General features: G+C 73.9%; 9 protein-coding genes. 8 read left to right on the forward strand and 1 reads right to left on the reverse strand.

Annotation, left to right across the window (positions count from 1 at the left end):
• Positions 1–48 precede the first annotated feature (48 nt).
• The 7 genes from ACZ6H8_RS13480 to xerD are packed head-to-tail and all read left to right on the forward strand — an operon-like array spanning position 49 to position 6879.
• Entirely contained in the window at positions 49–177 is a 129-nt protein-coding gene (locus tag ACZ6H8_RS13480; protein ID WP_464147394.1) for a hypothetical protein, read from the forward strand.
• On the forward strand, positions 174–980 hold the full coding sequence (locus ACZ6H8_RS13485) for a TlyA family RNA methyltransferase (protein WP_464147395.1): 807 nt from the start codon (positions 174–176) through the stop codon (positions 978–980). The genes ACZ6H8_RS13480 and ACZ6H8_RS13485 overlap by 4 nt, the downstream gene beginning before the upstream one ends.
• Positions 981–1030: 50 nt before the next feature.
• Positions 1031–1942: an NAD kinase gene (locus ACZ6H8_RS13490; RefSeq protein ID WP_464147396.1), complete on the forward strand. Its 912-nt coding sequence runs from the start codon at positions 1031–1033 to the stop codon at positions 1940–1942.
• Positions 1939–3633: a DNA repair protein RecN gene (gene recN / locus ACZ6H8_RS13495; RefSeq protein WP_464147397.1), complete on the forward strand. Its 1695-nt coding sequence runs from the start codon at positions 1939–1941 to the stop codon at positions 3631–3633. Before ACZ6H8_RS13490 ends, recN begins: the two co-directional genes overlap by 4 nt.
• A 54-nt stretch (positions 3634–3687) precedes the next feature.
• Positions 3688–5355: a CTP synthase gene (locus ACZ6H8_RS13500; RefSeq protein WP_464147398.1), complete on the forward strand. Its 1668-nt coding sequence runs from the start codon at positions 3688–3690 to the stop codon at positions 5353–5355.
• The gene (locus tag ACZ6H8_RS13505; protein WP_464147399.1) at positions 5352–5975 is read left to right on the forward strand and encodes an NUDIX domain-containing protein; all 624 of its coding nucleotides are present in this window, start codon (positions 5352–5354) and stop codon (positions 5973–5975) included. Before ACZ6H8_RS13500 ends, ACZ6H8_RS13505 begins: the two co-directional genes overlap by 4 nt.
• Positions 5976–5985: 10 nt before the next feature.
• On the forward strand, positions 5986–6879 hold the full coding sequence (xerD, locus tag ACZ6H8_RS13510; RefSeq protein WP_464147401.1) for a site-specific tyrosine recombinase XerD: 894 nt from the start codon (positions 5986–5988) through the stop codon (positions 6877–6879).
• A 33-nt stretch (positions 6880–6912) separates the two neighbouring features.
• On the opposite strand, the gene ACZ6H8_RS13515 is transcribed toward xerD, so the two are convergent.
• Positions 6913–7386, reverse strand: coding sequence for a GNAT family N-acetyltransferase (locus ACZ6H8_RS13515; RefSeq protein ID WP_464147402.1), 474 nt, complete (start codon positions 7384–7386; stop codon positions 6913–6915).
• Between the two features lie 57 nt (positions 7387–7443).
• Between ACZ6H8_RS13515 and ACZ6H8_RS13520 the strand changes: the two genes are divergently transcribed.
• On the forward strand, positions 7444–10914 hold the full coding sequence (locus tag ACZ6H8_RS13520; protein WP_464147403.1) for a TM0106 family RecB-like putative nuclease: 3471 nt from the start codon (positions 7444–7446) through the stop codon (positions 10912–10914).
• Positions 10915–10959: the final 45 nt, after the last annotated feature.

Consider the following 10959-nt stretch of genomic DNA (forward strand, 5'->3'; position numbering starts at 1 on the left):
CCCCCCCCCCCCCCCCCCCCCCCCCCCCCCGCCGGTAGCCTCGTTGGCGTGACCGACGACACCAGCGCCGACCTCCTCGACGAGCTCGAGCTCATCGAGGAGCAGCCGCTCGAGCGTCGCGCCGAGGCGTTCGCCGCGGTGCACGACCGGCTCGAGGCGGCGCTGTCGGGCTCGTGACCGACGCCACCCAGGCGGCAGGCGGCTCGCAGCGGCTCGACCAGGCGCTCGCCGCTCGCGGCCTCGCCCGCAGCCGCACGCATGCCGGCAGGCTCGTGGCAGCGGGCGCCGTGTCCGTCGACGGTCGCACCGCGACGAAGGCGTCGGAGCCCGTGCGCCCGGATGCCCGCATCGACGTCGTCGACGACGGCTGGGTCAGCAGGGCGGCAGGCAAGCTGCTCGCGGCGCTCGACGCGTTCGCCGTCGACCCTGCCGGGCGCGACGCGCTCGACGTCGGCGCCTCGACCGGCGGGTTCACGCAGGTGCTGCTCGCACGCGGCGCCCGCCACGTCACGGCGCTCGACGTCGGCCACGGGCAGTTCCAGGTGCCGCTCGACGAGCGCATCACGCTGCTCGAGGGCGTCAACGTGCGCGACCTGCAGCCGCCGATGTCGCCGCAGCCCTCCCTCGTCGTCGCCGACGTGTCGTTCATCTCGCTGCGGCACGTGCTGCCGCCGGTGCGCGCCGTCGCGGCGGAGGACGCCGACTGGGTCGTGCTCGTGAAGCCGCAGTTCGAGGTCGGCCGCGGCCGCGTGCGCGGCGGCATCGTCGACGACCCGGATGCTCGGGCCGACGCGATCCGCCAGGTGCTCGACGCTGCGTGGGACGTCGGCCTCGGCACGGCAGGGCTCGCCGCGAGCCCCGTCGTCGGCACGCACGGCAACCGCGAGTACCTCGCGCACCTGCGCGCCGGCGCCGCGCACCCCGAGCAGCACGCGGAGACCGCCGACGCGCTCGCCCGCAGCGCAACCGGCGACGCATGATCGACGCATCCGACACAATGGCAGCACGCATGCCAGTCGAGGGAGGGCACATGGGCGATCGACGCTTCCTCGTCGTCTTCCACCCGGGCCGCGACGAGACGCTGCGCACCGCGTCGAGCGTGTGCCGTCGCCTGCTCGACGCCGGGGTCACGCCCGTGCTGCTCGCCGACGAGCGCGCCGCGCTCGTCGCGCACGCCCCCGAGGCAGACGTCGTCGCGACCTTCGACCCCGACGCGACCGACGAGATCGAGCTCATGGTCACGTTCGGCGGCGACGGCACCATCCTGCGCGCCGCGGAGCTGCAGCGATTGATGACGGCGCCGCTGCTGGGCATCAACATGGGGCACGTCGGATTCCTCGCCGAGGCGGAGGTCGCCGACGTGCAGGCCGTCGTCGACCGCGCCGTCGCAGGCGACTACGACGTCGAGTCGAGGCTCACGCTCGACGTGCGCGTCGTCATCGACGGCCGCGAGGTCGCCCGCACGTGGGCCGTCAACGAGGCGGCGATCGAGAAGCACGGCGCGGGGCGCATGATCGAGGTGCTGCTCGAGGTCGACGCACGCCCCATCTCGTCGTTCGGCACCGACGCCGTGCTGCTGGCGACCCCCACGGGATCCACCGCCTACTCGTTCTCGGCGGGCGGCCCCATCGTGTGGCCGACGGCCGAGGCGATGCTCATGGTGCCGCTGGGCGCGCACGCGCTGTTCACGCGTCCGCTCGTCGTCGCGCCCGAGTCGGTCATGGCCGTCACGATCTCGCCGCACTCGACGAGCGAGGCCGTGCTGTGGTGCGACTCGCGTCGCTCGGTCGAGCTGCCGCAGGGCGCGCGCGTCGAGGCGCGCCGCTCGACGACGCCGCTGCGCCTGGCGCGACTGAGCCGGGCACCGTTCGCCGACCGCCTCGTCGCGAAGTTCGAGCTGCCGGTGCAGGGGTGGCGCGACGCGGCCAGGAGCGGCTCGTGACGCGGACGCGCATCGAGGAGCTCGCGATCCGCAGCCTCGGCGTCATCGACGACGCCGTGCTCGAGCTGCATCCGGGCTTCACCGCCATCACGGGCGAGACGGGCGCGGGCAAGACGATGGTGGTGCAGGCGCTCGCGCTGCTGCGCGGGCAGCGGGCCGACGCCGGCCTCATCCGCGCAGGCGACGACCGTGCAGCCGTGCAGGGCGTGTGGATGCTCGACGACGCCACCGACCGCGAGATCGTCGACGACGCGGGCGGCGTCGTCGAGGAGGGTGAGCTGCTCGTGGCCCGCTCGGTGTCGCGCGAGGGACGCAGCCGCGCGCAGATCGGCGGCGCGAACGTGCCCGCCGCGTCGCTGCAGGCGCTCGCGGACGCCCTCGTCGCCGTGCACGGGCAGTCGGACCAGCAGCGGCTGCGCGGCGCGCACGCCCAGCTCGCCGCCCTCGACCGTGCCGCGGGCGCCGAGCTCGAGACGCTGCTGGCCGACTACCGCGGACGGCTGCGCGCCTGGCGTGACGCCGAGCGCGAGCTGACGGCGATCGTCGACGACCGCGACGCGCGCCGCCGCGAGGCCGACGAGCTGCGCACCGAGCTCGAGGCGCTCGAGGCGCTCGACCCGCAGCCGGGGGAGGAGGCAGAGCTCGACGCGCTCGCGCACCGCCTCGAGCACGTCGAGTCGCTGCGTGCGCTCGTGGCCGACGCGCACACGGCGCTCACGGGCGAGGACGGCGTCGACGCGACGACGCTCGTCGGAGCCGCCAGGCGCCTCGTCGAGCGCGGCGAGCGCGACGACCCGGCCCTCGCGACGACCCTCTCGCTGCTCACCGACGCCGAGGCCGCCGTGCAGGAGGCGGCGACCGAGCTCGCACGGTACGCCGACACGCTCGAGCAGCCAGAGCGGCCGATCGACGAGATCCAGGAGCGCCGCGCGGCACTCGCACCCGTCGTGCGCCGCCACGGATCGATCGAGGCCGCACTCGAGCACGGCAGGCTCGGCGCGCTGCGCCTCGTCGAGCTCGATGCCGACGACGAGCGCACCGTCGAGCTCGAGACCCGCATCGCCGCCGAGCGCGACGCTGCCGACGCCCTCGCGACGCGGCTGAGCGCGCTGCGCACCGCCGCCGCCTCGGAGCTCGAGGAGCGCGTGCAGGTCGAGCTGCGCGCCCTCGCGATGCCCGACGCGCGGCTGCGCATCGCCGTCGAGCCCGGCGACGAGCATCACGAGCACGGCCGCGACGACGTGACGATCCTGCTCGCACCGCATCCGGGCGCCCAGCCACGCCCGGTCGCGAAGGCCGCATCCGGCGGCGAGCTCTCGCGCGTCATGCTCGCGCTCGAGGTGGCGCTCGCAGCCGACGACGTGCCCACGTTCGTGTTCGACGAGGTCGACGCCGGCGTCGGCGGCGCCTCCGCCATCGAGATCGGCAGACGCCTCAAGGCGCTCGCGCAGCACGCGCAGGTCATCGTCGTCACGCATCTGGCGCAGGTCGCCGCGTTCGCCGACCGCCACATCACAGTCGTGAAGGCCACCGACGGCTCCGTCACCGCCTCGAGCGTGCAGACGGTGCACGACGACGCACGCGTGGAGGAGCTCGCGCGCATGCTCGCGGGCACCGCATCCGACACGGCCCTCGCGCACGCCGCCGAGCTGCTCGCCGATGCCCACGCCACGCCGCAGGCGGGTCGCTGACCGACTCGCACCGCGCGTCGGATAGCGTAGGAGTCCGTGGCGATCGATACGCGTGTGACCAAGCAGATCTTCGTGACGGGCGGCGTCGTCTCGTCGCTGGGCAAGGGGCTCACCGCCGCCTCGCTCGGCAACCTCCTCACGGCTCGTGGCCTCCACGTCGTGATGCAGAAGCTGGATCCGTACCTCAACGTCGATCCGGGCACGATGAACCCGTTCCAGCACGGCGAGGTCTTCGTGACCGACGACGGCGCCGAGACCGACCTCGACATCGGGCACTACGAGCGCTTCCTCGACATCGAGCTGTCGCAGGCGGCGAACGTGACGACGGGGCAGATCTACTCGCGCGTCATCGAGCGCGAGCGCCGCGGCGAGTACCTCGGCGACACCGTGCAGGTCATCCCGCACATCTCCGACGAGATCAAGCGCCGCATGCGCCTGCAGTCCGAGGACGACCCGCAGCCCGACGTCATCATCACCGAGATCGGCGGCACGGTCGGCGACATCGAATCCCAGCCCTTCATCGAGGCCGCACGCCAGGTGCGCCACGAGCTCGGCCGCAAGAACGTGTTCTTCGTGCACGTCTCGCTCGTGCCCTACCTCGGAGCCTCGGGGGAGCAGAAGACGAAGCCCACGCAGCACTCCGTCGCCACGCTGCGCTCCATCGGCATCCAGCCCGACGCGCTCGTGCTGCGCTCCGACCGCCCCGTGAGCGAGTCGAACCGCACGAAGATCGCGCTCATGTGCGACGTCGACGAGCGCGCCGTCGTCAACGCGACCGACGCGGCCTCGATCTACGACATCCCCACGATGCTCACCGAGCAGGGGCTCGACGGCTACATCATCGAGCAGCTCGGCCTCGAGGCCGGCGACGTGGACTGGACGCGCTGGCAGCCCGTGCTCGACGCCGTGCACCACCCGCGCCACGAGGTGACGATCGGGCTCGTCGGCAAGTACATCGACCTGCCGGATGCGTACCTGTCGGTCACGGAGGCGCTCAAGGCGGGCGGCTTCGCCAACCAGACGGCCGTGAAGATCCGCTGGGTCGCCTCCGACCTGTGCGAGACGCCCGAGGGCGCCGCGCAGCAGCTCTCGGACGTCGACGGCATCTGCGTGCCCGGTGGCTTCGGCGTGCGCGGCATCGAGGGCAAGCTCGGCGCGCTGCGCTTCGCCCGCGAGAACGACATTCCCACGCTCGGGCTGTGCCTGGGGCTGCAGTGCATGGTCATCGAGTACGCCCGCAACGTCGCAGGCATCGAGGGCGCGTCGTCGAGCGAGTTCGACGAGGACACCCCGCACCCCGTCATCGCCACGATGGCGGAGCAGGAGGACCACATCCACGGCGGCAACCTGGGCGGCACGATGCGCCTCGGCCTCTACGAGGCGGCCCTCGCACCCGGCTCCCTCGCGGAGCGCGTCTACGACGCACCCGTGTCGCACGAGCGCCATCGGCACCGCTACGAGGTGAACAACCACTACCGCGAGCAGCTGAGCGACGCGGGTCTGGCCTTCTCGGGCACGTCGCCGGACGGTCACCTCGTGGAGTACGTCGAGGTGCCTGGCCACCCGTACTACATCGCCACGCAGGCGCACCCGGAGCTGCGCAGCCGCCCGAACCACGCGCACCCGCTCTTCCGCGGCCTCGTGGAGGCCTCGCTCGATCGGCAGCGCGCCTCGAAGCTGTTCGACGTCGACGCCGAGGGCGCCGCCGAGAGCGCAGCGTGATCGCGGACGCGCTGGGCAGCCTGCCCGTCGCGCACCGCGAGACCGTCTTCCACGGCAAGGTGTGGGACGTGGAGCGGCACACGGTCGAGCTCGCATCGGGCACGACGATCGTGCGCGACCTGCTCGACCATCCCGGCGCCGTCGCCGTGCTCGCCGTCAACGACCGCGACGAGGTGCTGCTCGTGCACCAGTACCGGCACCCCGTGGGCGCGACGATGTGGGAGCTGCCCGCTGGGCTGCTCGACGTCGAGGGCGAGGATCCGCTCGTCGGCGCGCAGCGCGAGCTCGCGGAGGAGACCGACACCGTCGCCGCCACGTGGGGCGTGCTGTGCGACATCTCCACCTCCGGCGGCGGCTCGAGCGAGATGCTGCGCATCTACCTCGCGACCGACGTCTCCGACGCGCCCGACGCCTTCGCCCGCACCGACGAGGAGGCCGAGATGGAGGTCAGGTGGGTGCCGCGCGCCGAGGTCGTCGACGCGGCCCTGACGATGCGGCTGCACAACGCCACGATGCTCACGGCCGTGCTCGCCTACGAGGCGATGCGCGCTCGCGGCGCGGCGCCGCAGCCTGCCGACGTGCCGTTCGACTGGCACCGCCCCGCGCGTCCCGAGCGCTGAGCGCGACCCGATGCGGCCCGCAGACGCCGTCGCCCGCTACCTGCGGCAGCTGACGATCGAGCGCGGGCTCGCGCGCCACACCCTCTCGGCCTACCGGCGCGACCTCGACGGGTACCTCGCGGTGCTGGGTGCCAGGGGCCGCGACGAGGTCTCGGCGATCGAGGCGAGCGACGTGCAGGCGTTCCACGCATCCCTCGCCGACCGCGGCCTCGCCGCCTCGAGCGTCGCCAGGCAGCTGTCGGCGGTGCGCGGCCTGCACCGCTTCCTCGTCGACGAGCGCCTCGTCGAGCACGACGTCGCCCACGACCACCGCCCGCCGAAGCAGGCGATGCCGTTGCCGAAGGCCGTGACGATCGCGCAGATGCAGCGCATCCTCGAGCACGCGGGCGGCGACGACGAGACGGGCCTGCGCGACCGCGCGCTGCTGGAGCTGCTGTACGCGACGGGCGCCCGCATCTCGGAGGTGTGCGACCTCGACGTCGACGACGCGCACGAGGAGCTGCTGCGCCTCACGGGCAAGGGCGGCAAGCAGCGCCTCGTGCCCGTGGGCTCGTACGCGCGCGACGCACTCGACGCCTACCTCGTGCGTGCACGGCCCGTGCTCGCCACGAAGGGCAGGGGAGGGCCGGCGCTGCTGCTGGGCGCACGCGGAGGCCGGCTGTCGCGGCAGGCCGCGTGGTCGATCATCCAGCACGTCGCCGAGGCCGCAGGGCTCGAGCACGTCTCGCCGCACACGTTCCGCCACTCGTTCGCGACGCATCTGCTCGAGGGCGGCGCGGACGTGCGCGTCGTGCAGGAGCTGCTGGGCCACGCGAGCGTCGCGACGACGCAGATCTACACGCGCGTCACGGCCGACACGCTGCGCGACATGTACACGACGGCGCACCCGCGCGCGCGGCGGTAGGGCGGGTCTGCCGCTGCACCTGGGCGGGGCGTCTCAGCGCTCGACGCCGGCGCCCTGGGCCCACAGCAGCCGCGCGCTGGGGCGGAAGCCGTTGCGCTCGTACATCGCGGTCGACTCGGGGCTCGTGTGCACCGTGACGTGCTCGGCACCCCGCTCGGTCGCGGTCGCGAGCACCGCGTGCACGAGCCGTCCGCCGATGCCCTGCCCGCGCAGCGTCGGCACGACGTAGCAGGACTGCAGGTCGCCGCTCATGCGTTCTCGGCTGTGCACGGACGCGACGCGTGGCGTGAGCGCGAGCCAGGCCATCCCCACGACCTCGCCGTCGAGGATCGCGACGTGCGGGATGTGGGTGCTCGCGTGCGCTCGGGCCCACGCGGCCGCCTCGGCGACGAACGTGCGCTCGTCGATCGCGACGTCGTCGCCGCGCTCGGCCGTCCACCGCCACCGGAGCGCGACGGTCGCCTCGAGCTCGTCGTCGTGGGCGATGCGGATGTCGACGTGCGGCATGCGGGCAGCCTAGGGCGCACGGCGGATGCGTCGGGGGTCGCCGATAGCGTGACGAGCATGTTCGTGCGCGAAGGTCTGCTGCTGCACAGCGCGAGCGACCTCAAGGCCGCGAGCGAGTGCGAGTTCGCGATGCTGCGCGCGCTCGACGCGAGGCTGGGGCGCATCGAGCGGGTCGACGAGCCCGACGATCCCATGCTCGCGCGCGCCGGGGCGCTCGGCGACGCGCACGAGGAGCGCATCCTGCAGGCGTACCGCGATCGAGCGGCTCGCGAGCCCGGCTACCGCGTCGTCGAGATCGCCAGGCCGGAGCCCATGTCGCTCGCCGGCCTCGCGGCGGCGAGGGACGCCTCGCTCGCCGCGATGCGCGACGGCGCCGACGTGGTCTTCCAGGCGACGTTCCTCGACGAGGCGACGGGCTTCATGGGCTTCGCCGACTTCCTCGTGCGCGAGCAGCGCGCCGACGGGGCGTGGGCGTACGCCGTGTACGACGCGAAGCTCGCGCGCAGCGCGAAGACGACCGCGCTGCTGCAGCTCGCGGCCTACGCGCTCGAGCTGCGGCGCGAGGGCGTGCCCGTGCACGACGACGTGCACCTCATGCTCGGCACCGGCGAGACGACGACGCACCGCCTGGTCGACGTGGCGCCCGTGTTCGAGCGCGCCGTGGGTCGCATGCGAGCGCTGCTCGCCGAGCGCCGCGCTGCATCCGAGCCCATCGCGTGGGACACGCCCGGCATCCGCCAGTGCGGGCGCTGCGCGACGTGCACGGTCGAGGTCGAGCGCACGCGCGACCTGCTGCTCGTCGCGGGGCTGCGGGTGACGCAGCGCGAGCGGATGCGCGCGGCGGGCATCGCGACGATCGACGACCTCGCGGCGGCGACGGGAGCCGTCGCCGGCGTCGGCGACGCCACGCTCGCGTCGCTGCGGGTGCAGGCGCGTCTGCAGCTCGCCGCCCCCGAGACGGGCGTGCTGCACGAGGTGTTCGAGCCGCGCGTGCTCGGGCGGCTGCCCGAGCCGAGCCCCGGCGACGTGTTCTTCGACTTCGAGGGCGACCCGCTGTGGTGGGACGGCGAGCACTGGGGCATCGACTACCTCTTCGGCGCCACGACGTACGACACGGGTGCAGAGGCGTTCACGCCGTTCTGGGCCCACGACTTCGCCGCCGAGGGCAGGGCGCTCGAGCAGTTCCTCGACTGGCTCGCCGCCAGGCGGCGACGGTGGCCAGAGCTGCACGTGTACCACTACGCGCCCTACGAGGTCACGCACCTGCGGTCGATCTCGGCGAGCCACGGCATCCGCGAGGACGAGGTGCGCGACCTGCTCGCCGACGACGTGCTCGTCGACCTCTACCCGATCGTGCGTGGCGCCGTGCGCATCTCGGAGTCGTCGTACTCGCTCAAGCGGGTCGAGCCGCTCTTCATGGGCGATCGGCTGCGCGACAGCGAGGTCAAGGACGGCGGAGCGTCGATCGTCGCCTACCAGCGCGTCGGCGAGCTGCGCGGCGAGGGGCGCGCCGCCGAGGCGGATGCGCTGCTGGGCGAGATCGCCGAGTACAACCAGTACGACTGCGCGGCGACGGCCGGCCTGCGCGACTGGCTCGTGGGGCTCGCCGACGCCGCCGGAGTGCCGCGTCGTCGACGCATCGTGGTCGAGTCCACCGCCTCCGAGCGGCTCGAGGCGCGCGAGGAGGCCGTCGACGCTCGGCTGCGCGCGTCGATCGCGCACGTGCCGGCGCTCGAGCGCACCGACGACCAGGCGGCCGTCGCCCTCGCCGCGGCGGCGGTCGAGTACCACCGGCGCGAGGACACCGCCTACTGGGGCGAGCACTTCGCGCGCCTCGACGGCCACATCGAGCTGTGGCGCGACCAGCGCGACGTGCTCGCGCCCGCCGACGTCGCCGTCGAGGTCGTCGAGGGGTGGCACACGCCGCCGCGGGCCAGGCAGCCGCGCCGTCGGCTGCGGCTCGTGGGGCCGATGGCGGCGGGCTCGCGGCTCGGCGCGGGCGATCGCCCGTTCGTCGTCTACGACAGCCCGGCGCCGTTCGGCGATCTCGACGACGGCGCGACGTACCGCGCGCACGGCGACGTCGAGGTCGTCGACGCGACCGAGGACTCCGGCACCTGGACCGTCGAGCTCGACGAACGGGCCGCCGACGGCGTGGGCTGGGCGCAGCTGCCGCTCGCGCTCACGCCGCAGCGGCCCATCCCCACGCCGAAGCAGCGCGCCGCGATCCTCGAGTGGGGCGAGCACGTGGCCGCGAGCGAGACGCCCATCGCCGACGCCGCGCTCGACCTGCTGCGGCGCGAGCCGCCTCGCGTGCGCGGCGGACTGCTCGCCGTCGACGCCGTGGTGCCCGCCGAGCGCATCGTGCACGCGCTCGAGGGCATGCATCGCTCGTACCTCGCCGTGCAGGGGCCGCCGGGATCGGGCAAGACCTACGTCGGCGCGACGGTGCTGCGCACGCTCGCCCAGCGCGGATGGAAGATCGGCGTCGTCGCGCAGTCGCACGACGTCGTCGAGCACCTGCTGCAGCAGGCGATCGACCTCGGCGTGCCTGCGGACCGCGTCGGCAAGAAGCCCAGGAGCGGCGCGACGACCGTGCCGGGCACGCCGCTCGAGACCCGCGACGTCGTGGGGTTCCTCGCGCGCGACGGTGGCCGCATCGTCGGCGGCACCGCGTGGACGTTCGCGAACGCCGACCAGGTGCCCAGGCATGCGCTCGACCTGCTCGTGATCGACGAGGCCGGCCAGTTCTCGCTCGCGAACACCATCGCCTGCTCCGTCGCCGCCGACCGCCTGCTGCTGCTCGGCGACCCGCAGCAGCTGCCGCAGGTGAGCCAGGGCACGCATCCCGAGCCCATCGACCGCTCGGCGCTCGGGTGGCTCTCGGGCGACGACCACGTGCTGCCCGACCGCTTCGGGGTGTTCCTGGCGCAGTCGTGGCGCATGCACCCCGTGCTCTGCGAGGCCGTCTCCGCGCTGTCGTACGACGGGCAGCTGACGTCGGCACCCGTCGCGGCGGCGCGCAGGCTCGCAGGATCGCCCGGCGTGCACGCGGTGCCCGTCGAGCACGTCGGCAACGGCGTCGAGTCGCCGGAGGAGGCGGCCGTGGTCGTGCGCATCGTGCACGAGCAGCTCGGTCGCGAGTGGCTCGACCCGTCGCGCTCCGACGAGCCGCGGCCGCTCACGGCGGCCGACGTCATCGTGGTCGCCCCGTACAACGCGCAGGTCGCGCTGCTGCGGCGCGCGCTCGATGCGGCAGGGCTGCACGCGACGCGCGTCGGCACGGTCGACCGCTTCCAGGGGCAGGAGGCCGTCGTGGCGATCATGTCGACGACGGCGTCGAGCGCCGACGACGCGCCGCGCGGGCCCGAGTTCGCGCTCGATCGCAACCGCATGAACGTGGCGATCTCTCGCGCGCAGTGGTCGTCGTACGTCGTCTTCTCGCCGCGCATCGCCGACTCGCTGCCGTACAAGGCAGACGGCCTCGCGCAGCTGTCGGGCTTCCTGCGCCTCACCGGCGCGGCCTGACGGACCGGCGCCGAGAGATCCGGCAGGCAGCGCGCCCGCCCGCCC

Source organism: Agrococcus sp. AC640b, assembly GCF_979255995.1.